Origin of the sequence: Arthrobacter globiformis (genome assembly GCF_030818015.1) — a bacterium.
GTDB lineage: Bacteria > Actinomycetota > Actinomycetes > Actinomycetales > Micrococcaceae > Arthrobacter > Arthrobacter globiformis_C.
The window spans coordinates 2,447,381-2,472,492 of the sequence record NZ_JAUSZX010000001.1; the positions used below are offsets into that span (position 1 = coordinate 2,447,381).

The window sequence follows — 25,112 nt, forward strand, 5'->3', positions numbered from 1 at the left end:
GGAGGTCCTTCTTTGTCACTCCTGCACGCTCCAACTGTTTCCCACAACTCAAGCCCCGACGTCGGACATCGAGTTAGGCGCCTCCGCGCGGACTTTGCTTTGGTTACGGGTGCGCCGAAGCGTCAGCGCCGTGTCTTGGCCGGCGAACCCTGGACGAGCGTCTGTATTCCGATACCAAGGACAAAAGCCGTGGCAAGGCCTAAGAGGGCCCAGGAGATGAGTTCCGAGCCGGCGACGCCGAGGGTTCCGAGCCATCTGATGCCGTAGTTCGCCGACGTTGACACCGGGAAGGTGAAGATCCAGAACGTCAGCGAAAACGGCAGGCTGGCGTAGTGGGGGAGGAGAACCACCTGCATCAGAATCATCATGAGGAGGATTCCCGTGAGTCCTAACTGGATGATTCCGGAGCCCTCCGGGCGGATGACTATCCAGGCAACGCAGGCCGTTGCGGGGGCGGCCAGGTACCCGGCCAAGACGGGCTTCAAGTCGTCCGGCATTTCAATCCCCGCCATGAAGCGCACCGTCACCACCGTTCCGATCATCAGCCAGAAAAAACCACCGGTTCCCCAGGCAGCGATCGCCGCTTGAGTCCAACCCATGGTGCAGAAGCCGATGCTGGCGATGAAGGGACCTGCAGCGACGGGAAGCAGGTAACCCGGGTGAACCCATTCCAGGGTCACTCCGCCGGTCACCCAGTGGACCAGAAGTCTTGCTCCGAGGAGCGTGAGAGCGATGATGAAGAACAGGCACAGCGCGGACCAGAACACCTTGTTGTATTCGATGTAGTGACTGCTCAGGAGGATGCCCACCAGGGGAATGAAGGACGCCGACGGGCCGTTTCCGGGGTGTCTCAGTTCTTTGTCGAAGTGTCCCTTGGACGTGTACCGGAAACTTTTCGCCAGGTACCAGACAAGCAGGACGGACCAGATACCGGCACTGATCCCGTAGAAGACTTCCGCTGGCCACGCGGGGGCATGAAGTGTCAGACGGGCTGCCTGCCAGGCGCCTCCCAACCCGGTGATGCCCAGGGGAACGGCAAACACGTTGAAGGGGTGCGTCGCAGGCTTTGGCGGAGGTTCCGTGAGGAGATCGGGCTCCCGTGCTTCCGAAGCCGTCGCAACGGGCCCCATCGTGGGCACCTGGCTGCTGGTCAACTGAGCAGTTTCAGGGCCGCACCCCACAACGCGCCGGGGTTTATCCGGTCAGGATGAAGCGCAAGCATTGCCGAGAAGAACTCCTCCGGCGCTGGTTCCTCTGCCAGGAGCTTTGATGCGTCCAATAGGTACCCGCGGGTCTCTTGGATCTGTCCGGGCAGATCGGGCAATGCGGGGTTCTTGTGCCCGGCCACCACGAACTTTGGCTCGAGGCTCTCCGCGATATCAAGCGCTCCCAGCCAGGCTTCGAGACCCCCGTCCTGCGACTCGGTCAGGTAGGGGTGGACCCCGTTATAGACGGCGTCCCCGGCTACCAGGAGCCCGATGGATGGAACGAACAGCATGGTGGTGTTGTCAGTGTCGGTGTGGCCCACTTCAATGATCTGCAGTTCATGACCCTCAAGTTCAAAGGACCCACTGTCGATTTGCTGGGTGACTGTGGTTGTGGGCGGAATCTGGTCCGGGAAAATCGAGTCCCAGAAGGAGGAGCGGAACCCGGGGGAGCCGTGCATGGCCATCTCCTGGAGCGTGCCCGGGGTTGCCAGTACTATGACGCCCGGAAACCGCTCTGCGAGGGGACCTGCACCGAACCAGTGGTCACCGTGGCCGTGGGTGATGTAGATGTGGCTGAGTGTCTTTCCCGATGCCTCGATCCAGTCCCCGACCTTCGTTGTCTGTTCCACCGTCATGGGCGGGTCAACCAGCACCGCGTTCTCCCGTCCGGAAATCAGTGTGGAGGACAGCGGGGACCAGATGCGCGGATCCCCGTTCGGGAGTGTTCCTCTACCCGTTTGAGGCAGGGTGCCGGAGACGAAGACGTCGTAAGCGAGTTCGGTTGTGGGTGCCATAGTATGTGTCACTTTCCCTGAAGTTCGTGGTGTTTAGAGATGCTGCAGAAACCAGTCGAGGGCGGCGGAACTTGAGTCTTCGAAGTTCTCGACGTAGGGCTCGAAGTGGCCGCCCGGAAGCATCACCAGGGATTTGGGCTCCTGGGCCTGTTCGTAGGCTTCCAGGGCCAGGTCCGTGCCTGTCAGTTCATCGTCAGCGGCCACGATGAAGAGCAGCGGCTTCGGCGAGACCCGTGAGGCCCAGACCCCGGGTTCGTAGAGGCGCGCTGCGCGGGTGGACTGCAACGTGACGGTGTTGTCCCAGCCGTATTCTTCCGGGCCGGGCTGCGTGTAGAAGCGCAGGGCGGAGGGTAGCCGGTATGCAGCAGGCTGGCTTGGATCACTGCTCACCACTGCGATCATCCTGGGTGCCTTACCAGCGGCCTGGTCCCTTTCGTCGTCGACGAAGGACTGTTCCAGCGCCGTCTTGGCGTCGCCTACCGTGCGCCGGGAACCAGCCACATAGCCGTTGATGGCGGGCACTTGGGACACGACTGCTTTGAGCCGCTGTTCCGTTGCTCCAAGAACCAGGGCGTGCCCGCCAGAGTAGCTGGAGCCCCACAGGCCTATGCGGGAGGCGTCTACCTCGGGCCTGTCCTCCAGATAGGTCACCGCGCGGCGCCAGTCCTTGATCTGCTGCCAGGGATTGATGTCGTGGCGAAGTTCCCCCTCGCTGGCGCCGAAATTCCGGTGGTCGTGGACCAGGACCACGAATCCGTTGTCGGCAAAGCGGGAGGCATAGGCGGCGAGCCCGTGGGCGCGTGTGCCGGCATAGCCGTGGGCCATGGTGATGGCGGGATGGGGTCCCGGGCCATCCGGAATGTAGAGCCAAGCGCGGAGCTTGATGCCACCCTCGGCGGTAAATTCAACATCCAGTCGTTCTGCCATGAGTCTCTCTTTTCTCTCCGGCGCTCGTGGCCGGGTGGACGTGAAAACCCGCGGGAGCCACGCCGCCCGCCGTGGGGAATCTTGGAACGAATCAGTTGCGTGGTGGTTAAGGGCCTGAGCCCCGGTTTCAGCGGGAAGCTTCAGCCGTACGGGTGCAAGACGTGAAATAAGCGTACAGGATTAGGCTATGTCCTGCAACGATATTTTGGCGTATGCTCCTTTCACGGCCGCGGGCCGGCCCCCATTCCAGATTTCTTCACCTATGCACGGCGAAAGGCAGAACGATGGCAGGCAGCTTCATTTACGACGGGATCCGGACCCCCTTCGGAAAATTCGGGAAGTCGTTGGCGGGCATCCGCCCCGACGATCTGGCCTCCCATGTCATCCGCGAGGTGGTGGACAGGCAGCCGGGGCTGGAAACGCAAAGGATTGATGAGGTGATTCTGGGCAACGCGAACGGCGCGGGAGAAGATAACCGCAACGTGGCGCGCATGTCTGCGCTGCTCGCCGGGCTTCCGACGTCGGTGCCTGGCGTTACGGTCAATCGGCTGTGCGGTTCCGGCCTCGAGGCTGCCATCCAGGCCAGCCGAGCGGTGGAAATCGGCGATGCCGACCTGGTTGTCGCCGGGGGCGTCGAATCCATGAGCAGGGCGCCCTGGATCCTTGCAAAACCCGAGCGGGCCTTTCCTGCCGGCCCGGAAACTCTCCACAGTTCAACGCTGGGCTGGCGCATGGTCAACCCCAGGATGAACCAGGCCTGGACCATCTCCAATGGAGAAACGGCAGAAAACCTCGCCGACAAGTTCGACATCTCAAGGACAGAACAGGACCAGTTTGCCGTTCGCAGCCACCGGCTGGCCGCGAAGGCCTGGTCCGAGGGCATCTACGACGACGAGGTGGTGCCCCATCCGGATTCACAGCTCCTCACCGACGAGGGTGTCCGGCCCACTACCTCTGAGGAGGCCTTGGCCGGTCTGGCTCCGGCATTCCGCGACGGCGGTTCAGTCACTGCAGGCAATTCATCTCCGCTCAATGACGGGGCAGCAGCCATGCTTATCGGCCGCGAGGGCGCCCTGGAAACGGAACCCCTGGCACGCATCGTTTCACGCGGGGTGGCCGGCAACGATCCAGACATCTTCGGCATTGCGCCCGTGGAGGCCGCCAACCAGGCCCTGGCCCGGGCAGGGAAGACCTGGGCCGACGTCGATGTCGTGGAGCTCAATGAAGCCTTCGCGGCCCAAAGCCTGGCATGCCTGCGGCTGTGGCCTGACCTGGATCCGGAGAAGGTGAACATTCACGGTGGCGCGCTGGCCGTGGGGCACCCGCTGGGCGCGTCCGGCTCCCGCGTCCTGATCCACCTGGCGCGGGAGCTGAAACGCCGCGGGGGAGGGGTTGGAGTTGCCGCCATTTGCATCGGGGTGGGGCAAGGCCTCGCCGTTGTGCTGGAGCGCTAAGCTGCGGTCCTGCCCTGCCTGCGGCCCTCCTTGAGGCTTTTTCGGATTCTGTACCCATAGTCTTGAATGACATAGGTAAAATAGGTACGCTTACTTCAGACTGATTCCACAGAAGCTCCAACACTTCCTTCGCCGGCTGCGCCGATGCAGCCTCAGGTCGCATTTCCTCTTGGGAACGCCAACACACACTCACAGGGAAAGATACAGGCCTCCATGATCATCAACAGCGCTGACCTCGACGCCACACACTCCTACAAACTCCTCATCGGGAGCATCATTCCCCGGGCGATCGCTTGGGTGAGCACCATCTCTGAAGAGGGTGTGGCCAATCTTGCGCCCATCTCCTTCTTCACCGCGGTGGGACGAAAGCCGCCCATGGTGTCCATCTCGCTGCAGCCACGCTCAGACGGCACGACACTCAAGGACACGTTCGTCAACATTCGCGAAACGGGCAACTTTGTGGTCAACGTGGCCACACTTCCGCAGGCTCACGCCCTGCACTCCTCCGCCTTCGAATTCCCCTCGGGAATCGACGAGTTTGAGGCGGTGGGGCTCGAAAAAGAGGCTTCGCAGGCCGTGACAGCACCCAGGATCAAAGATGCCCCTATTGCGATGGAATGCATCGTTAACCGCATCATTCCCGTGGGCGACATGAACGACCACGTCGTCTGGGGCGAAGTGGTCCGTTTCCACATCAAGGACGAGCTGTACCTGGAACGGGGCCGGATTGACACTGCGGCGGTCACGGCTGTGGGCCGGCTGGCGGCTGAATACACCCTGGTGGAAAACGTGTTCACCACACCCCTTGAGGACGACCTCCTCAAGTCCAAACACAAGCAGCGCATGGCACGCCTGGACGGTCAGCCGGATGACTGGTCGCCAATTAATACAGCAGCCTGGTCGGCGTCCGGGTCCACCCTCGCCAAGGAGCAGTAAGTGACTACCGTAATGGAGCAGTTGCAGGAGCAGGATCCCTCCCTAACGGTGACTGGCAGCGGCGATGTGGCCGTGCTTTTCATCCACGGTTTCCTGGACGATCAGAGTGTCTGGGACGACGTCGTCTCCGAACTCGCCACCGCGGACGCCCAACTGCTGAGGCTGGACTTGGCAGGGATGGGGGACCGGAGCGGGGATGAGGGCCCCTACAGTCTGCAGCGGTATGCCGACGACGTCGCCCGCGTCGTGGATGGGCTGGACAAGCCCGTAGTGATCGTCGCGCAAAGCATGGGAACGCTCGTGGCCGAGCTCGTGGGTGTCCGCCACCCGGACAAGGTGGTGGGCGCAGTATTCGTTACGCCCGTGCCGTTGGCGGGGACGCACCTTCCCGAGGAAGCTGTTGGTTCCTTCCGGCAGCTCGGTGGGGATGTAGAAGCGCAGCGCGGGGTTCGGATGTACCTGGGCGGCGGGTTGAACGAATTCGGCTTGGACAAGCTCACCTATATAGGCAGCCGCATCCGCCCGGAAGTGGTGACCCACCTTGTTGACTGCTGGAACGAGGGGATCCCGGACGCCCCTGAGAAGAGTGAATTTAGCTCACCTGTATTAATAATCCGCGGTGAAGCCGACGGTTTCGCCACCGCTGAGCTGGTGTCTTCAGCGGTCGCCCCACGATTCCAGTACGTGAAGGAGGAAATACTCAGCGGGGCGGGCCACTGGCCTCACGTTCAGCAGCCCCAGAACGTGGCCGGACTCATCGGCCGCTTCCTCAAAGAAATTTCTGAAGGATCTGCCACTGCGCCCGGCGGGGCCGGCGCTCAAGGCTGGATCAACGCCTTTGCCAGCAAGTCCGCGGACGACTTTGGCGAGGCCTTCCACCGCGACGTTGTCCTTGAGGCTTCTGTCATCCGGTCTCCGATCACCGGCCGGGAGAACGTCAAAACGGTGATGAGCTCAGCCAGCTCCATTTACGAGTCCCTCGAGTTCACGCAGCAAACCGTTAATGGTCCGCGCACCTATCTTGAGTGGCAGGCGACGGCGTTCGGCGGGCTCAAGCTCTACGGAGTCACCGTCCTCACCAAGGACGAAGCCGGTCAGATCATCTCCGCCGCCATCCACCACCGTCCGCTTGACGCAGCACTCCGCTTTTCGGCTGAACTCGGCAAGCGGATCGGGAAGGCCGTGGGTGAATCCCGGTTCTACTCCGCCGACTGAATCGTGCGGCCCTCAGCCGGTTTGCAAACCACTTCCTCAACGAAAGGGCCTAAGCCAATGACCCACCTTACGTTCACTGTCCAGGACCAGATTGCCACCATCGTCCTGGACAATCCGCCCCAGAACCGAATCGACCTGCAGATGGCCGACGAGCTTTCCGAAGCCATCACCGCCATCGGCAGCAGTGACGCCCGTGCGGTCATCATCCGGTCGGAAGGCCCGGACTTCAGCTTCGGAGGTGACATCATGACGTGGCCGGGCGCCGAAACCCGGGAACTGCGTGCCCTGTTTGAGCGCTACATGTCAGTCTTCAACCAGCTCGAATTGCTGCCCATGCCGGTCATTGCCGAAGTCCAGGGTCTTTGCTTCGGAGGTGGATTTGAACTCGCCCTGCGGGCCGACCTCATCTTTGCGGCCGAGTCAGCGGAGTTCGGGCATCCGGAGCAAACTCTTGGCATCGTTACCCTCCTGGGCGGCATCTACCGGGTCGCAGAAAGGGCAGGCAAGGCACGGGCAGCAGAATGGGCCATGACCTCGGAAAAAGTACCGGCGTCGGAAATGAGCCGCGCCGGAGTAGTGAACCGCGTCGTTTCCGACGACAAGCTCCGGGAGGAAGTCTTGGCGTTTGCGCAGCGAATCGCTACCGGAGCCACGCGGGCATACGCCGCGCACAAGGCACTGCTGAGGACCTGGTCGCTGGGCGGTGTCGCTGCGGCCGACCAGGCCATGTTTGACATCGCCATGCCCTTGTTTGAACGCGAAGACACCCAAGTGGGGCTGAACTCGGCAGTGGAAGCCCTCAAAGCTGGACGGCCGCGGCCTGTATTGGAATTTCAAGGCCGCTGAGGCCTTTAAGCTAGTGGTTGGCCAAGTGCCCTAGAAGTTGGCGAAAGAGGATGCAGTGAGCGACTGGAACGCGACGCAGCGCTATGACATGGAAAGTGCTCCTGGCGGGCTCGGTTTTGTGCATGACCTGCTCAACACGAAATCCGCTGGAAAGCCGCGAAGGTCCGACTTATTGCTTGACCTTGGGCTCGCCCAAGTCTGGGTGGATGCGGGGCTGAAACAGTGGGCCCTGGCCACCGGCAGGCGCTATGTCGAAGTCAAGCTTACGGAACGCGACCTGGAACATCTGCGGTACTTTCGCGACGAACTTGCCAGCACGCTCAACGCCGAAGGGGACCCTGACGCCGTCGTGCGTTCCGACGTCGACGCCCTGCCCACAGTCTGGACAACCGCCACGTCCCTGAAGCTCAAATCCAATGGAATAGTCCAGGCAGAACCGCAGGGAGCGGGAGCCGGGCACATTGAATCCCTGGCCATGACGGAGATTTTCCAGGCCCAGCTCGCGGGAACCTGGCACCGGCTCAAACTATGCCGCAGCGAAAAATGCAGGGTTGCGTTCTTTGACCGTTCACGCAACAACAGCGGCGTTTGGCATGACGTGAAAATCTGCGGAAACCCGGCGAATCTTCGAGCTCACCGGGCGCGAAAACATGAATCAAAGCTCGTGGATTGAGTCCTGTCCCTGTTCCTGGCTGAACAAAGTGAGCAGGGGAGGCCTTTTTCGCTGACGGGCTATCAATCCATTAAGGACCCCAATGCAAGCCTTACCTCCGGACACTTCTGACCGAATCGCAGAATACGCACATCCCGACAGGCTGGTCACCGCCGAATGGCTGGTGCAGCACATGGCTGACCGCAGGCTGGTCATCGTGGAGTCTGACGAGGATCCGCTGCTGTATGACGTGGGCCATATACCGTCGGCCGTGAAAATTGATTGGAATAAAGACCTGAACAACCAGGTGATGCGCGACTACTTGACGGGGCAGGAATTTGCCAACCTGATGACCTCCCGCGGTATTTCACGGGACAGCACCGTTGTCATTTATGGTGACAAGCACAACTGGTGGGCGGCCTATACCCTCTGGGTGTTCAGTCTGTTTGGCCATCCTGACGTCCGCTTGCTAGACGGCGGACGTGAAAAGTGGATTGCCGAAGGGCGTCCTCTCGAGATGTCGCCTGCGCTGGCCAGGAGCGCGCCACCGTATCCGGTGATCACACGGGACGACGCGTCCATCCGGGCGTTTAAGAATGACGTCCAGGAACACATCGGCCTACCCCTGATAGACATCCGCAGCCCTGAGGAATACACGGGTGAGCGCACGTCAATTCCCGATTACCCGCAGGAGGGGGTCCTCCGCGGCGGGCATATCCCCGGGGCGCGCAATGTCCCGTGGGCGCAGGCTGTTTCCGACGACGGGACGTTCCGGCCGCGGAGGGACCTCGAGGAGATCTACTTCAACGAAGTAGGCCTGCGAGCCGGCGATGAAGTCATCACCTACTGCCGCATTGGCGAGCGTTCAAGCCATTCGTGGTTCGCCCTGACTTTCCTGCTGGGCATGGACAGGGTGAGGAACTACGACGGCTCATGGACCGAATGGGGCAACGCTGTTCGGGCTCCCATAGCGGTAGGTAATTGAAGTTCCTGTTTGGGTGAGTAGTCCGGCTAGTGTCTCTCCGGAGCCATAGATGGCCGGTCTACCCCGGCACCTCGAGCCTCGGCACCGTAACTGGCTAAGTAGTCTGGTGCACGATAAGGGTGTGTTGGCCGGTCGGTCCCGGCATGATTTCTGTCCCCAGCCGTTCGTGATCCGGGGGTGTTGTCACCGGACCGGCTTTGCGGCAGTTGATCGCTGATGGAGCACGACGATTGGTCCTTCGTAACGTCGATGCCGACACCTTCCGCCGTTGACCAGCCAGCACAGACAGTGACGTGCGAACAAGAGAGCGAGTGTGGCTGTGGCTTGCAACAACCGGCCTCCCCGGCCGGGAAATTTACGCGTGGACGATTCTCGGCCTCGCAACGGCCTTCACGTTGGTCATTGCCGCTCGCACCGTCCCAACAGCCATCGCCCCAAAGTCAGCGAGACTCGACGCACCACAGAGCACGGAATGCGCGAAGCTCCTGCTTCCTGAAACCCCGCGCTTTTGAAACGGGCAGATGGACCGAAAGTTTCGGGGCCGGCGCAGATCTGTTGTGAGCGGATGGGATAGTTCGCGGTGGCACCAACCGGAAAGGTGAACACCCAAAACATCTGCGTGAAGGGAAGCTTGCGGTACTCGGGGAGGAGCATGACCTGCGTCAGTGCCATGATCACCAGCACGCCTGTTAGACCAAGCTGGACGGCCGCCAATGCCAAACGCGGCCATGGCTGCATCTCGGGCGTGGATGCTTGAGAATCCGATGCTGGCAACGAAGAATCCGGGCACGACGGGCAGCAGGTAGCCGGGATGGATGGACTGGATGGAGACCCCGCTCGTGACCCAGTGGGCGAGGAGCTGGGCGGCGACGATGGCAAGGGCGGCAATGAAACCCATGCACAGCCAGGCGCCCCATGGCGGAAGATACCGGCTGTAGTGGGACGAAAGCAGGATCGCCACTAGCAGGATAAAGGACGCGAAAGGCCCGCCACTTCGTGTCGCAGGTCGGCCCGGAATGCTCTTTTCCGGCGAAGGTCCCGAAACACGTAGACAGCGGTCAGGATCAGCCACAGCGAGCTGGCTGCCCCGTAGTGAATTTCCTCCGGCCACTCGGGGACCCGAGAGAGCTCCTCGCGGCGGACCAGCCGCCGCCAAGGCCGGCAAGCCTCAAGGGCATGCCGAAGCGGCTCAACGCGGGCATTCCCGAACGCGGGGCGGAGGCAAGGCGCGATCCTGAGCGGCAGGCGTTAGGGCACCGGCGGTGCCGGTATCAGTCATGTTGTCAGAGCGCCCGGTTGATGGGGGAAGATGAGCAGCGTGCTCGTGGCGGTGGCGAGGAGTTCTCCTGCGGCGGTGCTGAGGCGGCCTTCGGTGAAGATCACCCGCGGGCCGGTTTTCACGACTGACCCCTCTGCGCGCAGAGCACCCTTCTGAAGCGTGATGGGTCGCAGGTACTTTACCGCCAGGTCGATAGAGGTGTAGCCGATCCCTGCTTCCAAGGTACTGTGTGCTGCGCAGCCGAGCACCGTGTCGAGGAGCGTGCAGGCCAGGCCGCCGTGCACCATTCCGAGGGGGTTGTAGTGTGCTTCTCCCGGCCAGCACTGGAACTCGACGTGTCCGTACCTCGCATCGACGACATCGAAATTCATAAGGGAAGCGATCGGCGGCGGCGCAATGCTGCCGTCGCGGAGGCCGGAAAAGTACTCCAGACCCGACAGCCGTGGCAGCTGTTCGAGCGCGACTGCCGGATCAATCCAGGTGAAGGTTTCCGAGCGTTGCGCCGAGCTGTTGGTTGACACCGGGGTTTCCTCCTTAGAGCTCTGCAGGTCTTCAGGGTTTGTCGCGGTCATACCGGGGTGTTGGCTGCCAGTACAGGGTACAGATCCGAGATCGAGCCAGACAGGCCGCGCTTCACTCCGGCGCTGATTTCGTCCACGATGACCTCGTAATCGCCCTGTTCGAGCCCATCGAACGACTTCCGCGCGACTTCCTCGGGGGAGGTCTTCGGGGCATTCACGCCCTTGGCCATGGCTGTGTCCATGTAGCCGACGTGAACACCCGTGACCTGCGTGCCTTGGGGGGCCAGTTCCACGCGGAAGGAGTTGGTCGCCGACCACAGCCCGGCCTTTGATGCACTGTAGGCGCCGGTGAGTGCGATCCAGCTGAGCGCCGAGTGGATGTTGAGGACCGCTGATGTCCCGCTGGCGGCGAGCACCGGTGCGAATGCCCTGGTTAAGGCGACCGGTCCGAAGAAGTTGGTCTCCATGACCTCGCGGATCTTCTCGTCGGGGAGTGCCAAGAACGTGTCCGATTCGACGCTCATGCCGGCGTTGTTGATCAGAACGGTGACGTCCTGGGCCTGGGTAACGGCGGCCCGGATCGAGTCAGGGTTGGTGACATCGAGGGCGAGGGCGACCACCCGGGAGTCGTTCCACTTTTGCGGGCGGCGGGCCGTCGCGTACACCTTCGCAGCACCCCGGGCGAGGGCCTGTTCCACGAGCTCGCGGCCCAGGCCTCCATTTGCACCGGTAACGAGGACGACGGCGCCAGATAGCAGTGGCATGGATTCTCCTGATCTCAGAAAGGCGACGATGCGGTTGTCGTGACCTCAGAGCATCAGAATAGCCGAGTGAGTTTGATTTTCCAACTGACTTGTATACTTGAAGAAAGGACCGAAAGCAGGTGAACGATGAATCGGCCGACCGACAAGGCAGTAGATGCGCCCAGGGCGTGTTTCATCGCGGCGGGGCTCGACGTGCTCGGGGAGCGGTGGGCGCTGCTGGCGCTTCGCGAGATGTCCTTGGGCGTTCACCGGTTCGATCAGATCGCGCGTAATACCGGCGCGTCCCGCGACATCCTGGTGGGCCGACTGCGCACACTCGAAAGCCAAGGCGTGATCGAGCGCGTCCAGTACTCCGAGCGCCCCCCGCGCTACGAGTACCACCTCACAACTTCCGGGGCCGAAGTCGCGCCCATCCTCATTTCACTCGCAGCGTGGAGCAGTACATGGATGCGCGACGAGACACCCCGTGCCTCCTTCCGGCACAGTTGCGGGGCCGACCTGAAACCGGTCGTGTCGTGTGCGGAATGCGGTGAGGAGTTCACCCCAGGAAGTCTGATGCTGGGACCGCTTGTGTCAGCGGCCGGTACGGACCCGGCGCCCGACCAGTGAGAACAACTGGCATAACCTGGGGGCGCGCAACGTGTGTCTGAGTCCGGCATTTCAGCCATTCCTTGCTGCCCGGGGCATTGCATGCGCTTCTTCTTCCGTAGTGAGCGCCGATATTTGACCTTTCGTCGTTTGGAAGGTGCCGGGCCTTGTGGCAATCCGGTGCTCGATAGGACGAGGTCGGGTCATGTCTTCTTCTGTGGTCTCCACCCATGAGATGTTCGAAGGAGGTCGCAACCCCCATGACGCTCGTTGAACCCCAGCCCTCGGCTTGCTCCGCACACCACTGCTCCGCCGTTATCGTGGGTCGGATTCCGGCTGAGCCCGTAAGCGTCGTCACAGTGGGCGGCGCGGCGGCCGGTGCCGGCGAGGGACTCCAAGTCCAGAAGAGCAGTCACATGCGGATGGGTTGTGGGCCTCAAAATGCTCACAAAAGAGGGTGTGGACAGTGTCCACGCCCTGGGCTTCGGATTCGGTGGTTCCGGCCTCGGAGTGGGCCGGACCGAGGATGTTTTCGAAAGAGTGGCGGATTTTCAGGGGGAGCGGCTGGTTCGAGTCCCGCCTCGGGCACAGTGTTTTCCCTGTTCAGGGGCGTTTTTTAGCCTCTGCGTGTGCACAATTTGTGTTGTGAAGGGCCCCTCCGGGGGCCTTTTTCATTGGCGGCCGGTGCTGTGGCCCGGTGCCTCCTTCGTTCCCTGGTCGGTGGTTTTGATGCTTGTTACCTGTTCATGGACGTGACTGGCTGGGGCAACATGACCTGAGAAAATTTCTGGCCGCGCTTCTTTTCTTGGCCGTTGGGTCACAGGCTTCTCCTTCTCAATTCGCGGTGGCTGTTCTGCCTGTTCATGGTGGGTCTGGGGGAGTGCGACATGACTTGTGCCCAGCTGTTCGAGAATCGGTTCCGCCGGACTCCCGACACTGCTCTGACACCGGTTACGTGCCCGACTTGGAGCCGGTATCGCCGTACATTTGGCCCATGAAAGTCACACCGCCTTTCATCCTGCACCCTGTGTTTTGGGGACTTTACCTGTTCATGGCTACGTTTGGCGTCTACTGCATGACGTCTGCACTCTCTTTGCGCGACGTCCAGTCTTTGGTCTGCTGCTGGATGGATGCGCTTTTCATATCCGTTCATGGCCAGCCTGCTAAGTGACTACCTGACGGCGGTGAACTGTTGCCGCACCGAGGCGCGTGGGTAAGCCGATTAGCTTCGTCATGGCGCTCTAACGTGTCTCACAACTACCGATGAATACGCCGATTCAAGCAGAAGGTTTCGATGCGGCAGAAGGTTTCGATACATAGTTACGAGAATCGGCTGGTCGCGGGCGAACGCTTATGATTCCACGAAAATTGAACCGCCGCAGTCGAGGTGACTGCTCGGTCGGTGAGACGTCTCGTATCCCAAGGGGTATGAGACTTCGATCTGTAGCGTTTCTCCCTGTAGCGTGACAGCGTCCCCCGGCTTCACCGGTGACTCCAATAGCGAAGGGGGAACGACCGCAGTGGGCTACGCGAGCAAGAGCGAATGGATGTGCAATGGCGCCCGATATACATAGACCTGCCGGACGGGACAGTAGCCGTTGATGCTCTGCAAGATCGGTGAAGCGCAACCTATTCTCCGGCCGGACGAAGATGCCGTATCCACGTCCAAAAGTTTCTGCGGAGGCACCAGGGATCGACTGCCAGAAGGCGATTCCGCTAGGAACGCCACTGGCCCCGAGATGGAGACGGCCCGCGTCCCCGAGTGTCCTGTCCCCACCCTACAAAGCAAGGCGGCACGGACCGTGTGGAGTCCGTGCCGCTGGCCCTTTCGGCTGTTTGTGCGCGCTTGCTTAGGGTGAGAGTTCTTCGAGGACGCGGCCCTTGGTCTCGATGGCGAAGAAGATGGTGATAAGGCCTCCGATAAGGGCGACGGCTGCGAACACGGTGAAGACAACGCTGACGCCGTAGCTGTCGACGATCCATCCGACGAGGAGCGGCCCGATCGCGGATCCTGCCCGGAGCCAGGCACTGCCGAATCCGGTACCGATGGCGCGCAGCCGGGTTGGGTAGAGCTCTGCAGAGTAGAGGTAAAGCGAGAACGAGATGGTTTGCAGGATGGCGTACGCGACGCTGGCGAACACGACGACTTGTGTCGCGGAGACCGCGCCGAGTGCTGTGAGGATGACGAGAGGAACCGTAGAGGCAAGGAAGGCTACTGAATACCAGCGCTTGCGACCGACCCGGTCGATGAGCAGGGCGCAGAGGATGGACGCGATCACGCCGACGGCGGATGTCACCCAGCCGTAGGCGAGGCTGGTCTGCAGGGGAAGGTTGAAGGCCTGCTTATACAGGGTCGGCAACCAGGTGATGAGGCCGTTGTTGACCATGTAGACGCAGATCCACAGGAACCAGATGGTGAAGGTGCGTTTGCGGTAGATGCCCTTGAAGAGTTCGCGCCAGTCGGACCGGGCCGTGGCCTTGGAGTCCACTGGCCGTACGACGGGTTCGGAAAGTGTGGCCCCGGCTTTGACTGCTTCGTTTTCGAGCATGCTGACGACTGCGTCGGCTTTTTTGACGCGTCCGGTAGAGGCGAGCCACCGTGGTGACTCGGGCATCAGTGCCCGCATGGGGATGGTGAGTACCGCGGGGATGAGTCCGACGATGAACATGGCTTTCCAGCCGAAGACCGGGACCAGGAAGTAGCCGGCGATGCCTGCGAACATGAGGCCGACGGGGAAGATCACTTCGTAGAGGAGGAAGAAGCGTCCGCGTTTTTTGGCCCCGATGAATTCGTTGATGTAGGCGCTGGCGACCGGGACTTCGCCGCCGGTGCCGATGCCTTGAAGGAAGCGGAGGATGATCATGGACCAGGCTCCCCAGGCGAACAGGCAGCCGATGTCCATGGACACGAATAGCAGGATGGTGATGAGCAGGACGGGCAGCCGGCCGATCCTCTCCGCTAGGTGTCCGAAGAAGAGCGCCCCGAAGATTTGTCCGACGTAGCCGGCGGAAAGGATCATTCCGATCTCGCCTGCGCTCAGGTGCCATTCCGTTACCAGTTGGGGCATCGCGAAGGCGATGGCCAGGACGGTGTAGGCGTCGAAAAAGGTTGCGGATCCGATGATGATGCGGATGAGGCTCAGACGTCGGGTGACCGGGAGCCGTTCGAGCCTGGCTACCAGCTCGGCGTTGATTCTGGCGGCCTCGGGGCCACTGGCCATTGTTGCGGTGTTCGGCTCGCGCATTGCGAGTCCTCCTTCTCCAGCGTTGATGCTGGGGTCCTCATTGACCAAGAGTGGAGTGTTAAAGGCTTTTTGGGGAGGGTGGCAGGTAATTTTACCTGCCACCCTCGGATCCAGGGAGTTGTGGATCAGACGGTAGCGGTGACGCTGCCCAGGTTCGCGGACTTCAGTGCCAGGGCGATTTCCTGGTCGGCTCCTTCGGCCAGGGGAAGCAGTGGCGGGCGGACGGTGGCGTGCTCGAGGATGCCGCGGGCGACGAGGCCTTCCTTGAGGGCGACGGTGCCTTCCATGTGGGAGCCGCGGTGGTAGACGTTCTTGGTGACCGGCAGGAGGCGGTCGTGGATGGCGCGTGCGGCGGTGTAGTCCTTGGCCTTGCCGGCGGCGATCAGTTCCACCAGCGGCTCGGGGGCGAGTCCGCCGTAGCCGACCAGTGCGCCGTCGACGTCGAACATGGTGTGCAGCAGGTACTCGTCGTGGCAGGTCAGGATCTGCAGGTCCGGGTAGGTTGCGCGCAGGACGGGGATTTCGGTGTCCCAGCGCTTCATGTTCCGGACGCCGTTCTTGGTGGCGAACACGCCTTCCTGGCCTGCGATTTCGAGCTGTGTTTCCAGGTCGTAGGTGGCCTTGGTGGCGTCGGGGTACTGGAAGAGGATCAGCGGCAGGCCGGAGGTTTCGTAGATTTCCTTGTAGCGGGTCTGCGGGGCGCCCTTCTGGTACCCGAACCGGAGCCAGCCGTGGGAGGGGTAGACCAGTCCGGCCGATGCGCCGGCTTCAACGGCCCGCTTGGCTTCCAGGGCCGCGACGGTGTTTCCTTCACCGGTGATGCCGGCGATGATCGGGATCTCGCCGTTGACGGCGTTCTTGAACTCGCGGATGACCAGGGCTTGCTCGTCCTGGGTGAGGAAGGTGCCTTCGCCTGCATGGCCGAGGACCACCAGGCCCTTGACGCCTTCGACGCTGGCCAGCCAGCCGCCGAGCCGGTGGATCGCGTCGACGTCGACGCTGCCGTCGCGGTTGAAGGGGGTGACGGGGGCGGGAACGAGTCCGCGGAGATCGATGGTCATTTTCAGCTACCTCATGTCTTCTTTGATGGTCGGCAGTCCCGCTATGATGAGAACGTTTGCGGGAACGTTTTCAAGTTTGCACGTGTCTCAACTCACTGTCAAGAGAACGTTTGCAAGTTGGAGGAATAGAGTGTCTGTTACAACCCCTGCTGAAGAGGAGAACCGCCATGGAACCGGCAGCACCGGGCACTATCGTCACGCTGAAGGACGTCGCCGCGGCCAGCGGCGTGAGCATCTCGACTGCCAGCCGTGCCCTGGATGAACGGACGACGTCACGTTCCGCTGCCGCCGCGCACGTCAGGAAAATAGCCGAGGAACTGGGCTACCGCCGCAACTCCTTCGCATCCAGCCTCCGACGGGGCGAAACCAGGACCCTAGGCGTGTTGGTGCCTCGTCTCAGTGACACCGTGATGGCGCTGATGTTCGAGGCGGTCGAACGGGCCGCTTCCGGCAGGGGCTACTTTGCCATGGTCGCCAGCAGCGGGGACGACCCCGAAGACGAGCGTCGGGCGGCCGAAACACTCCTGGACAGAAACGTGGACGGCCTGATCCTCGCCACCGCCCGGCTCGACGATGAACTGCCCCGGCTCCTCCGCCAACGCGGAGTAGCCCACGCGCTGGTTCTGCGTACCGACGGCGAGAGCCCCTCCGCTATAGGGGATGACGAGGTCGGTGGATATCTCGCCGTACGCCACCTCATCGATCTGGGACACCGCGAGATCGCGGTCGTCACCGGGCCGAACTTCACCTCCACCGGAACCGCACGTCTGGCAGGAGCCCGCAGAGCTCTGGACGAAGCAGGAATCAAATCGCGGGAAGAGTGGCTGATCGCCGCCGGCTATGGCATCGAAAACGGCTTCACTGCAGGCGAAACACTCTTCGCTGGAAAACCACGGGTGCGTCCCACAGCCATCTTTGCCGCCAACGACAACATCGCCATGGGTGTCATGGCAGCGGCCCACCGCAACGGCATCACCATCCCTGATGATCTCGCGCTGGTCGGATACAACGACATCCCCCTCGCTGCACGGCTTCCCACCCCATTGAGCTCCGTGCGAGTTCCGCTGGACCAGATTGCGGCCACCGCCATCGACCTCATTATTAACCCAGGCGCGGAGCCCCATATTCGGCGGTCCATGCCGACCCTCATCCCGCGCCAGTCCAGCGGAGCACCCAAGCACTTTGCTAGTCAGGCCGATACGTAGACGAACACGATCACGCCCTCCCTGACGAGGCACGTCGAATCGCGAACGCGCTGTCGGACGGGTGACTCCTTCTCCTAATCCGACTCGCTGTCCCGAAACCTCCGCGTGTCCAAACGCTAGAGTTCAGAGACATAGGTGCTCGCCCCTGTGGCAAACCGCCATTTTAAACTGCGACTTAAACGCCATTCTGGGCTAACAGTCGCACGCATGGCGCCCCTGCGCGGCCGCTCGGGCAGGCACAACGATTCTCGAATCACCTGTTCTTGGATTCCTTCGTTATTGAGAAGCGGCTGGGGATGCAGGGGTTTCGGCGGCTCCCTGCGACTTGCATGACCCTTCTCCATCACCCAGGGCGGTGGGACGATGAATTCCATGAACGAGAGCCAGCTACCGGGTGCGCCGCCGGCGTCTCCTAGCGGGGCAGGAAATCACGAGCACCCGGCGCATGCAGGGAATCACGGAATACTGTCCACACAACAACTGCCTGCCGTGGGCCGAAGGCGACGGGACGCTGAAGAGAAACTCGAGCAGCACCAGCAAGACGCCCGGCATAAAACCGGACCGGAAAACGGCGCCGACGACGCGACGGCCCAGCAGTGACAATTGCGGCAGGTTCCCGCCGTGTGACCGGTGGGTAGAATCGCTGGATGCCTGTCACACGCAATGTCGCCTGGGACGGGCGTCTGGAGTCCTTCAAGGGCAGGGATGCGACGCATTATGTGACCACGGCGGCAGCGATCGCCACCACATGCGCTGTATGCCGCCGGCCGCTGCAGCCCGACGAACCTCTGTCATTGAGCGTGGATATCATCGAGAGCACGGCCCCGGACGGGACGGAGTACGTCACGTTCGTTGACTATGTCTGCCACCGGCAGTGCAGCGAACCTGGCTTGACCGTGCGCAGGGCACCGTGGAAGCCGGCAGATCTGACCCCTCTCGCCGCCCGGATGCTACTCACCCAGCAGCCCGATCCCGGCAATCCCGGGATCGTCGTCCCGGTGCTGGCTTACACGCTGGTCCCGGTCGTCGCCTTCCGCGAACACGACGGGGAACTGACCTCAGCCCTGGTCTCGATTCTGCTCTCCCACGGCTTCCAGCTGGCCATGAACCCGGACTACACCGACGTCCTGGACCAGGCCACCGAGGTAGCCGGCAGCTGCAGCCTGACCGTGACGGGCGGCAACCTTGTCACCCTCAACATCGACGGGGAAACCGTCTACGCGGAGCAGCTTGACCCGGCGGAGCCGGACGACGCTGAGTGGTTGGAGCAGGCGACAGGAGAGGGCAGCGTCCTGGTCATCGGCGGTGACAACCTGGTCATCACCGAAACCGTGCTGGACGTTGATGCCGCCGCATCGCTGGGGACGCTGGTCATCGGAAAAGTCACCGTCCGGTTCTGACAGGAGCCGTGCCACCATCCCGGCCAGTCAATGGGGTTGACCGTGAGCCTGCGTGGGCGGTTACAACGGACGGATGTTCTCCGCCTGGGGACCCCTTGGGCCCTGGGTTACCTCGAACTGGACTTTCTGGTTCTCTTCCAGCGAGCGGTAGCCGCTGGAAGCGATCGCTGAGTAATGGGCAAAGACGTCTTTGGATCCGTCGTCAGGGGCTATGAAGCCAAAGCCTGAACCATTTCACTGTGCCTGTTGCCATGCCGGCTGCCCCTAGTAACTCTGCCTCACCGGGGGCTGTGCTTTACCCGCGGAGCGGGAGCCTTCTCCCGCTGGTCCCATAACTACGGTTCCCTGCCTGCGGGCACAAGGGCGGGCACAGCGGAGTGCAGGGATTTTTGGATCGGCGGCCTGCTGGGCCCACTGCCATGGGGAAACCAGCGGCGTTTCCGGCGTCGGCCTGTACCAGGCCTGGGCCGGTGAGGATTGACCGCTCCAGCAGGCTTCACGGTTGTCCCGGCTCTGGCCGTTATGGATGGTCATGCGATGAAAATGCGACCGGTCCCGGCGTCAAAGGGGGTGCGTTTTGCCGGAACCGGTGGTCTGGCCGACGGTATCGGCGGGGTACCTGCCGACCAGATACCCCATAGCCTGACAAGGGTGTCCTGCAAAAAACATGGACGAGCCCACGGCCCCAAGACCCCCACTCCCGCAGGTGCAGGCCCCCATTTCCCGTGCTCTTGAAACCCCCCGCTCACTTGGGTCCCCCCGCATCCTCGCCGGTTCCTGCCGGTCCCGGCTGACTGCAACGTCGCCAAAAGACAATGCTGACAGCCGACGAAGGAGTGCGAGGAACATGCTGGACCATGAATTCCCGGCAACGATGCCGGCAGACGGCGACACCACGCCCAGCAACAGCGGTGCCGAAGCGATTCCGGTAACACCGCGTGAACCGCCCCCGAACCTCTGGCCTGACCACTTGGGCGGACAAGTCCCTGCACGGCTACCCGCGGCCCGGACACCGGTCGGCAGTACTGCAGGCGGAGAGATTATCCGCTGCCAGGTCCATCACCTCATCCGCGAGATCCTGAACGACAGTACGGTCAAGGAGGATGTCCGCCTCGGATTGCTCCGGAACCTGGCGGAGCATCCTGGAAATCCCGAACAGACACGTGAAGGACTGGGAAGGGCGAGAGGACGCAGAGGACCGGGAACCGGATGGACTGGAGTCCATCCGCCCTCGGACGCAGGACTTTGACCCCGGACGGGACTTTGGACAGCGGGCCGGCTAGGTGTGCTGATCCTGGAAATGGGCGGTCAGGGGGCCTGTGGGGCAGAGCCGGTTCACTGCCTCGATGAGCTGCCGGGGGCGGAAGGGCTTAGTCAGATAGGCCGCCGCTCCCGAGGCCATGCCTGCCATTTCGTCGTCAACCTCTGCCCGGGCAGTAATGAACAGCAAGGGCGCCTCGGACCTTTTCCGGATATACCCGGCAACGTCCAAGCCGTCCATGTCCGGCAGATTCAGGTCCACCGTCACCAGGACGGGATGGTGTTCCCACGCCGCGGCGACACCCTCAATGCCGTTGGCGACCGCATGAACATCAAAGCCAACCCGCGTCAGGATCAGCGTCAGCAGATCACGAATATCCTGGTCGTCCTCGATGACCAGGCAAAGCCCGCGTGAACCCACAGTAGCCCCCCGACCGTAGTGCCTGCTGCATAGTCTACGACCGCAACCTCAAGGGACCGGCCAATCATTGGTGCAGACGACTGTGGACAGGTGAATGACTGGCAGGATCGCGAGGAACGGAAGGCCGGCGCAACTGCGGGAAGCCTGATGGGATGCAGTGTGACGCTGCGCTGGGCATTTACGGCTGAGCGTATTCGGCGATCGGGAGGTGGGGCGGGGAGGCCCGGCCCGGGCCACACGGCAACAGGTAGGGGACTCCCCGGATAGGGCAGCTCTTGGTGGAAAGCCGCACCGCCAGCGATAAACCTACCGTGCATGACAGGACGTCGTTTGCTCCAGACAGGGGTTTCCAGTCATTCTTGAGCCAATCTTGAGCGCGGAAACCGTCGCTGCCCGGGCCTCCGGGCCGGCCCGGATATCCGACCCCGCCATTGGTCGGTGGCTCGTGCATGGCAGCGGAGCCGTACTGAGAGTCTTTTACCGGACACCATGAGGCCAACAGCCCGCCCAGCCGGGACACGATAAAACCCCTCCCGCCCCTTATCACCTCCAGAGTCTCGCGGTCGGGTGGTTTTCTTAGTAGGAGATGAAGGCGACGAGTTCCCCGACGCGGTCCTCGGGGTAATTCCGGGCGATGTCGGCCTGGCTGAGCATCCCCACCAGATCGTGTCCGTCAATCACGGGCAGCCGGCGCACCTTATGGTCCTGCATCGTCTTGATCGCCTCTTCGATCAAGTCGTCAGCGCCGATGGTCACCGGCTTGCCCTGGCCAAATTCCCCGGCGGTGGCGGTGCGCGGGTCTCCGCCGTCGGCCAGGCAGCGGATGACAATGTCCCGGTCGGTCAGCATGCCCTTGAGCCGGTTGTCTTCCCCGCAGATCGGCAGGGATCCGACGTCCAGGTCTTTCATTTTCCGTGCGGCCTGTTCCAGGGTTTCGTTTTCGCCGACGCACTCAGCGCCGCCGGTCATGATCTCGCGTGCGGTGGTCATCGTATGCTCCTCTGTCCTGTTGGGTGGGTTGGTTCTAGTAGACCTCTCCGCGCCAGGTGCCGGTTTCGGTGCCTCTGGCTTCGATGAAGTCCTTGAAGCGGCGCAGGTCCGCCCTGACCTGCATGTTGTCGAACCCCAGCGCGGCCCCGGCCTTCTCGGTGAAGGTGTCGGGTGCCCATTCCAACCGGACCCACACCCGTGTCATCCCGGTCTTTAGCGGTGTGAAGGCCACGGCGCCGGCGTGCGACTCACCGTCAGTGCTGCGCCAGGCAATCCGCTCATAGGGGCGTTGTTCGATGATTTCGGTATCGAATTCCCGCTTCACCCCGCCGATGTTCACCACCCAGTGATTCGTCCGGTCGGTGAGCTGGGTGACCGAGTCCACTCCGGACATGAAATTGGGGAAAGACTCGAACTGGGTCCACTGGTCATACGCGGTGCGCACCGGGACCTCGACGTCAATGGTTTCTTCGACTGTTTGCATGCTCTCCTCCTGATGAAGGGGCGGGCTGCCAGAAGCGGACGGCGGCAGCCCCTAACGCAAGAGTCCGGTTGCCACCGTTTCTACCGACGGTAGGCCCGCGGATTACCTATGTCCATACCTGCTCGGCCAGGACCAGGTCTCAGGCTTGGCGCAGTGTCTACTAGCCCTTGTGTCCCGAATCCCTTAGGTTGCGAGACGGCCTAGCGCTCAAGTTGGGGGACCGACAGTCGTCGCCTGCCTTGACGGGATCTTGACCGAGCAGAGTTAGATTGCGATGGTTGCCGTTTAGAAGCGCGATGTTCGGATTGGTACATGCTCAGGGGGCATGGGGACCGCGTGGAAGGGTCGGTAGACATGGGTGGGTTACTCATTCGGCAGGGCGACGGGTCTTGGCTGGAGCCAGCCGATGCCGGCTACGCGTTAGAGTCTGAGCTGCAGGAGATCTTGGCATCACATCCAGAGCTCATTCCCGGAGGTCGAAGGCTCCTTGAAACGTGACCTGATCGAGGAAGCGCTGACGAGGCTGGACCGGGAACAGCGTGAGGTACTGGTGGCGCTGCATTATCGCAAGATCCCGGTAAGCGAACTGGCCGTGCACCTGAACATCCCAACCGACACGGTAAATACCTGTGCGCTCTCCGCGCTGAGGGCCATCCACAAATTCCTCAAGGACAGCCCCCAGCAATAGCTGGCCGGGGGCATGCAGCTGGTCAGCTGCTGCTTCGGCTTTGATGGCCCGGACCCTGTAGTTGCTCTTGTCGTGCCCGCCGGGCCCGCTGAACGAGCTGGCGGGCAGACTCCGGTCAGAACCGGACGGTGACTTTTCCGATGACCAGCGTCCCCAGCGATGCGGCGGCATCAACGTCCAGCACGGTTTCGGTGATGACCAGGTTGTCACCGCCGATGACCAGGACGCTGCCCTCTCCTGTCGCCTGCTCCAACCACTCAGCGTCGTCCGGCTCCGCCGGGTCAAGCTGCTCCGCGTAGACGGTTTCCCCGTCGATGTTGAGGGTGACAAGGTTGCCGCCCGTCACGGTCAGGCTGCAGCTGCCGGCTACCTCGGTGGCCTGGTCCAGGACGTCGGTGTAGTCCGGGTTCATGGCCAGCTGGAAGCCGTGGGAGAGCAGAATCGAGACCAGGGCTGAGGTCAGTTCCCCGTCGTGTTCGCGGAAGGCGACGACCGGGACCAGCGTGTAAGCCAGCACCGGGACGACGATCCCGGGATTGCCGGGATCGGGCTGCTGGGTGAGTAGCATCCGGGCGGCGAGAGGGGTCAGATCTGCCGGCTTCCACGGTGCCCTGCGCACGGTCAAGCCAGGTTCGCTGCACTGCCGGTGGCAGACATAGTCAACGAACGTGACGTACTCCGTCCCGTCCGGGGCCGTGCTCTCGATGATATCCACGCTCAATGACAGAGGTTCGTCGGGCTGCAGCGGCCGGCGGCATACAGCGCATGTGGTGGCGATCGCTGCCGCCGTGGTCACATAATGCGTCGCATCCCTGCCCTTGAAGGACTCCAGACGCCCGTCCCAGGCGACATTGCGTGTGACAGGCATCCAGCGATTCTACCCACCGGTCACACGGCGGGAACCTGCCGCAATTGTCACTGCTGGGCCGTCGCGTCGTCGGCGCCGTTTTCCGGTCCGGTTTTATGCCGGGCGTCTTGCTGGTGCTGCTCGAGTTTCTCTTCAGCGTCCCGTCGCCTTCGGCCCACGGCAGGCAGTTGTTGTGTGGACAGTATTCCGTGATTCCCTGCATGCGCCGGGTGCTCGTGATTTCCTGCCCCGCTAGGAGACGCCGGCGGCGCACCCGGTAGCTGGCTCTCGTTCATGGAATTCATCGTCCCACCGCCCTGGGTGATGGAGAAGGGTCATGCAAGTCGCAGGGAGCCGCCGAAACCCCTGCATCCCCAGCCGCTTCTCAATAACGAAGGAACTGAGACGAGGCCCGCCGTGGTTCGATCCGGGCATTCAGAGGTATCCAGACGCCCTGAATTGCCGGCCGGTGGCGCGTCTCCTAGCTCCATCGAACCTCTGCCGCAAGAGGCCGATATGGGAGTGCTTCCGCGATGTCATGTCGGCTCTCCGGACCTGTCCTGTGGGCCGAGGCCGCTGAGGAACAAGTGAGCACCTGCAACCATCAGGAGGAAGGCGATGGCTCCGATGGCCGTGAGCTGCGTGTTAATTCCCGCGATGACCAGGGCGAAGCCGGCTAAGGCGCCAGGACACCGTAAACAATACGCGCCGTTGCTCTGTTGCGCCGTAATCCCGACTGAAGTATCCGGTTTAGATCCGGATCGGCGGCGGCCAGTTCCTGTTCGAGATTTTCAAGGTGCCTGCGTTCTTCATCTGACAGCGCCATGGGAACCTTCATATTCACGGACGTACAACCGGGAAGGGACGGGTGGAACATTGCAAACCTGAGCGGGAGCTTTGGCTGATCTCGATCTTGCAGGCTTCCCCCTTGACAGGACCTGCCCACCCTCTGGGAACCCGCCTGCGCCTGAGAAGTCCGACGCCTCCTGGCCTCGGGGAACCGGGCGGCACCTCAAGCTAAGCATGCTTACTATTGCCCTTCAAGAGGGAGATCGGCACCTACAGGAATGGCAGACTGCGGGCCCCTTGGGGCTTCCTGTTCGCCGGCGCTGTACCTAAACTGCATCCACTGAAGGTTGCGGGAGGGGCGGGCGCTTCCGTTGCCCATCTCCCCTGCCGGGCCCGGGCACAGGGCGGCCATCCCGGTGGACATCCAGCCCGCCGCCGGTTTCAAACTCGCTCAACTGCTCTGGCGCGTCGGGACGCAGGGAACCGTAGTTTTGGGACCAGCGGGAGAGTACTTCCGGTCCGCCGGTGCCGTAAAGCCCGCGGGTGAGATGAA

Annotated in this window: 23 protein-coding genes and 1 pseudogene; 10 read left to right on the forward strand and 14 right to left on the reverse strand. The window is 62.3% G+C overall.

What is annotated here, in order from left to right; translation table 11 throughout:
• Positions 1 to 122 precede the first annotated feature (122 nt).
• Genes QFZ23_RS11345 through QFZ23_RS11355 form a run of 3 tightly spaced genes read right to left on the reverse strand, consistent with a single transcriptional unit; the run spans position 123 to position 2,929 of the window.
• A complete protein-coding gene (locus QFZ23_RS11345; protein WP_306922988.1) occupies positions 123 to 1,154 on the reverse strand; it encodes a TDT family transporter in 1,032 nt (343 codons plus the stop codon).
• Positions 1,151 to 2,002, reverse strand: coding sequence for an MBL fold metallo-hydrolase (locus QFZ23_RS11350; protein ID WP_306922989.1), 852 nt, complete (start codon positions 2,000 to 2,002; stop codon positions 1,151 to 1,153). The genes QFZ23_RS11345 and QFZ23_RS11350 overlap by 4 nt, the downstream gene beginning before the upstream one ends.
• A 33-nt stretch (positions 2,003 to 2,035) precedes the next feature.
• Complete coding sequence (locus QFZ23_RS11355) at positions 2,036 to 2,929, reverse strand: alpha/beta hydrolase (protein ID WP_306922991.1); 894 nt, start codon at positions 2,927 to 2,929, stop codon at positions 2,036 to 2,038.
• Positions 2,930 to 3,213: 284 nt separating this feature from the next.
• On the opposite strand from QFZ23_RS11355, the gene QFZ23_RS11360 reads away from it, so the two are divergent.
• The 6 genes from QFZ23_RS11360 (at position 3,214) to QFZ23_RS11385 (ending at position 9,017) form a co-directional block, all read left to right on the forward strand.
• Positions 3,214 to 4,383, forward strand: a complete 1,170-nt coding sequence (locus QFZ23_RS11360; RefSeq protein WP_306922992.1) for a thiolase family protein — start codon at positions 3,214 to 3,216, stop codon at positions 4,381 to 4,383.
• A 213-nt stretch (positions 4,384 to 4,596) separates the two neighbouring features.
• Complete coding sequence (locus QFZ23_RS11365) at positions 4,597 to 5,319, forward strand: flavin reductase family protein (RefSeq protein ID WP_306922994.1); 723 nt, start codon at positions 4,597 to 4,599, stop codon at positions 5,317 to 5,319.
• A complete protein-coding gene (locus QFZ23_RS11370; protein ID WP_306922996.1) occupies positions 5,320 to 6,534 on the forward strand; it encodes an alpha/beta fold hydrolase in 1,215 nt (404 codons plus the stop codon).
• A gap of 57 nt (positions 6,535 to 6,591) precedes the next feature.
• Positions 6,592 to 7,380, forward strand: a complete 789-nt coding sequence (locus QFZ23_RS11375) for an enoyl-CoA hydratase/isomerase family protein (protein ID WP_306922998.1) — start codon at positions 6,592 to 6,594, stop codon at positions 7,378 to 7,380.
• 55 nt (positions 7,381 to 7,435) lie between these two features.
• Positions 7,436 to 8,053 carry a CGNR zinc finger domain-containing protein gene (locus QFZ23_RS11380; RefSeq protein WP_306923000.1) on the forward strand — a complete coding sequence of 206 codons (618 nt, stop codon included), beginning with the start codon at positions 7,436 to 7,438 and terminating at the stop codon, positions 8,051 to 8,053.
• 82 nt (positions 8,054 to 8,135) lie between these two features.
• A complete protein-coding gene (locus tag QFZ23_RS11385; protein ID WP_306923001.1) occupies positions 8,136 to 9,017 on the forward strand; it encodes a sulfurtransferase in 882 nt (293 codons plus the stop codon).
• 399 nt (positions 9,018 to 9,416) lie between these two features.
• On the opposite strand, the gene QFZ23_RS11390 is transcribed toward QFZ23_RS11385, so the two are convergent.
• The 3 genes from QFZ23_RS11390 to QFZ23_RS11400 form a co-directional block, all read right to left on the reverse strand.
• Positions 9,417 to 9,695: a hypothetical protein gene (locus QFZ23_RS11390; RefSeq protein WP_306923003.1), complete on the reverse strand. Its 279-nt coding sequence runs from the start codon at positions 9,693 to 9,695 to the stop codon at positions 9,417 to 9,419.
• Positions 9,696 to 10,292: 597 nt separating this feature from the next.
• Entirely contained in the window at positions 10,293 to 10,817 is a 525-nt protein-coding gene (locus QFZ23_RS11395) for a PaaI family thioesterase (RefSeq protein ID WP_306923004.1), read from the reverse strand.
• Between the two features lie 47 nt (positions 10,818 to 10,864).
• Positions 10,865 to 11,581 (reverse strand): SDR family oxidoreductase, encoded by a 717-nt coding sequence (locus QFZ23_RS11400; RefSeq protein WP_306923006.1) that lies wholly within the window; start codon positions 11,579 to 11,581, stop codon positions 10,865 to 10,867.
• A 126-nt stretch (positions 11,582 to 11,707) separates the two neighbouring features.
• Here QFZ23_RS11400 and QFZ23_RS11405 point away from each other — a divergent pair, with 126 nt between their 5' ends.
• Positions 11,708 to 12,190, forward strand: coding sequence for a winged helix-turn-helix transcriptional regulator (locus QFZ23_RS11405; RefSeq protein WP_306923008.1), 483 nt, complete (start codon positions 11,708 to 11,710; stop codon positions 12,188 to 12,190).
• Positions 12,191 to 14,019: 1,829 nt separating this feature from the next.
• On the opposite strand, the gene QFZ23_RS11410 is transcribed toward QFZ23_RS11405, so the two are convergent.
• Together QFZ23_RS11410 and QFZ23_RS11415 are read right to left on the reverse strand one after the other, a co-directional pair.
• Positions 14,020 to 15,414, reverse strand: coding sequence for an MFS transporter (locus tag QFZ23_RS11410; RefSeq protein ID WP_306923010.1), 1,395 nt, complete (start codon positions 15,412 to 15,414; stop codon positions 14,020 to 14,022).
• Positions 15,415 to 15,539: 125 nt separating this feature from the next.
• Positions 15,540 to 16,475, reverse strand: coding sequence for a dihydrodipicolinate synthase family protein (locus QFZ23_RS11415; RefSeq protein ID WP_306923012.1), 936 nt, complete (start codon positions 16,473 to 16,475; stop codon positions 15,540 to 15,542).
• Between the two features lie 167 nt (positions 16,476 to 16,642).
• Here QFZ23_RS11415 and QFZ23_RS11420 point away from each other — a divergent pair, with 167 nt between their 5' ends.
• Both QFZ23_RS11420 and QFZ23_RS11425 read left to right on the forward strand, forming a co-directional pair.
• Positions 16,643 to 17,680: a LacI family DNA-binding transcriptional regulator gene (locus QFZ23_RS11420; protein ID WP_306923014.1), complete on the forward strand. Its 1,038-nt coding sequence runs from the start codon at positions 16,643 to 16,645 to the stop codon at positions 17,678 to 17,680.
• A gap of 647 nt (positions 17,681 to 18,327) precedes the next feature.
• A complete protein-coding gene (locus tag QFZ23_RS11425; RefSeq protein ID WP_306923016.1) occupies positions 18,328 to 19,080 on the forward strand; it encodes a hypothetical protein in 753 nt (250 codons plus the stop codon).
• A 60-nt stretch (positions 19,081 to 19,140) separates the two neighbouring features.
• Here QFZ23_RS11425 and QFZ23_RS11430 read toward each other — a convergent pair.
• The 4 genes and pseudogenes from QFZ23_RS11430 to QFZ23_RS11445 all read right to left on the reverse strand — a co-directional run bounded on the left by QFZ23_RS11430 (position 19,141) and on the right by QFZ23_RS11445 (position 22,235).
• Positions 19,141 to 19,333, reverse strand: a pseudogene (locus QFZ23_RS11430) (cold-shock protein).
• A gap of 1,026 nt (positions 19,334 to 20,359) precedes the next feature.
• Positions 20,360 to 20,761, reverse strand: coding sequence for a response regulator transcription factor (locus tag QFZ23_RS11435; RefSeq protein WP_306923018.1), 402 nt, complete (start codon positions 20,759 to 20,761; stop codon positions 20,360 to 20,362).
• A gap of 576 nt (positions 20,762 to 21,337) precedes the next feature.
• Complete coding sequence (locus tag QFZ23_RS11440) at positions 21,338 to 21,751, reverse strand: CBS domain-containing protein (protein ID WP_306923020.1); 414 nt, start codon at positions 21,749 to 21,751, stop codon at positions 21,338 to 21,340.
• A 34-nt stretch (positions 21,752 to 21,785) separates the two neighbouring features.
• Positions 21,786 to 22,235, reverse strand: a complete 450-nt coding sequence (locus QFZ23_RS11445; RefSeq protein WP_306923022.1) for an SRPBCC family protein — start codon at positions 22,233 to 22,235, stop codon at positions 21,786 to 21,788.
• 487 nt (positions 22,236 to 22,722) lie between these two features.
• On the opposite strand from QFZ23_RS11445, the gene QFZ23_RS11450 reads away from it, so the two are divergent.
• A complete protein-coding gene (locus QFZ23_RS11450; RefSeq protein ID WP_306923023.1) occupies positions 22,723 to 22,923 on the forward strand; it encodes a sigma factor-like helix-turn-helix DNA-binding protein in 201 nt (66 codons plus the stop codon).
• 115 nt (positions 22,924 to 23,038) lie between these two features.
• Here the strand turns inward: QFZ23_RS11450 and QFZ23_RS11455 are convergent, their stop codons facing one another.
• Both QFZ23_RS11455 and QFZ23_RS11460 read right to left on the reverse strand, forming a co-directional pair.
• A complete protein-coding gene (locus QFZ23_RS11455) occupies positions 23,039 to 23,791 on the reverse strand; it encodes a hypothetical protein (RefSeq protein WP_306923016.1) in 753 nt (250 codons plus the stop codon).
• A 655-nt stretch (positions 23,792 to 24,446) separates the two neighbouring features.
• A complete protein-coding gene (locus QFZ23_RS11460; protein ID WP_306923025.1) occupies positions 24,447 to 24,596 on the reverse strand; it encodes a DUF3040 domain-containing protein in 150 nt (49 codons plus the stop codon).
• Between the last annotated feature and the right edge of the window lie 516 nt (positions 24,597 to 25,112).

What these genes read in the sequence shown, in the direction of transcription:
- QFZ23_RS11350 (WP_306922989.1), bottom strand. Translation starts at nt 2,002, where the DNA reads ATGGCACCCACAACCGAACTCGCTTACGACGTCTTCGTCTCCGGCACC.
- QFZ23_RS11355 (WP_306922991.1), bottom strand. Translation starts at nt 2,929, where the DNA reads ATGGCAGAACGACTGGATGTTGAATTTACCGCCGAGGGTGGCATCAAG.
- QFZ23_RS11360 (WP_306922992.1), top strand. Translation starts at nt 3,214, where the DNA reads ATGGCAGGCAGCTTCATTTACGACGGGATCCGGACCCCCTTCGGAAAA.
- QFZ23_RS11365 (WP_306922994.1), top strand. Translation starts at nt 4,597, where the DNA reads ATGATCATCAACAGCGCTGACCTCGACGCCACACACTCCTACAAACTC.
- QFZ23_RS11375 (WP_306922998.1), top strand. Translation starts at nt 6,592, where the DNA reads ATGACCCACCTTACGTTCACTGTCCAGGACCAGATTGCCACCATCGTC.
- QFZ23_RS11385 (WP_306923001.1), top strand. Translation starts at nt 8,136, where the DNA reads ATGCAAGCCTTACCTCCGGACACTTCTGACCGAATCGCAGAATACGCA.
- QFZ23_RS11400 (WP_306923006.1), bottom strand. Translation starts at nt 11,581, where the DNA reads ATGCCACTGCTATCTGGCGCCGTCGTCCTCGTTACCGGTGCAAATGGA.
- QFZ23_RS11405 (WP_306923008.1), top strand. Translation starts at nt 11,708, where the DNA reads ATGAATCGGCCGACCGACAAGGCAGTAGATGCGCCCAGGGCGTGTTTC.
- QFZ23_RS11410 (WP_306923010.1), bottom strand. Translation starts at nt 15,414, where the DNA reads ATGCGCGAGCCGAACACCGCAACAATGGCCAGTGGCCCCGAGGCCGCC.
- QFZ23_RS11415 (WP_306923012.1), bottom strand. Translation starts at nt 16,475, where the DNA reads ATGACCATCGATCTCCGCGGACTCGTTCCCGCCCCCGTCACCCCCTTC.
- QFZ23_RS11420 (WP_306923014.1), top strand. Translation starts at nt 16,643, where the DNA reads ATGGAACCGGCAGCACCGGGCACTATCGTCACGCTGAAGGACGTCGCC.
- QFZ23_RS11425 (WP_306923016.1), top strand. Translation starts at nt 18,328, where the DNA reads ATGCCTGTCACACGCAATGTCGCCTGGGACGGGCGTCTGGAGTCCTTC.
- QFZ23_RS11440 (WP_306923020.1), bottom strand. Translation starts at nt 21,751, where the DNA reads ATGACCACCGCACGCGAGATCATGACCGGCGGCGCTGAGTGCGTCGGC.
- QFZ23_RS11445 (WP_306923022.1), bottom strand. Translation starts at nt 22,235, where the DNA reads ATGCAAACAGTCGAAGAAACCATTGACGTCGAGGTCCCGGTGCGCACC.
- QFZ23_RS11455 (WP_306923016.1), bottom strand. Translation starts at nt 23,791, where the DNA reads ATGCCTGTCACACGCAATGTCGCCTGGGACGGGCGTCTGGAGTCCTTC.
- QFZ23_RS11460 (WP_306923025.1), bottom strand. Translation starts at nt 24,596, where the DNA reads ATGGCGCTGTCAGATGAAGAACGCAGGCACCTTGAAAATCTCGAACAG.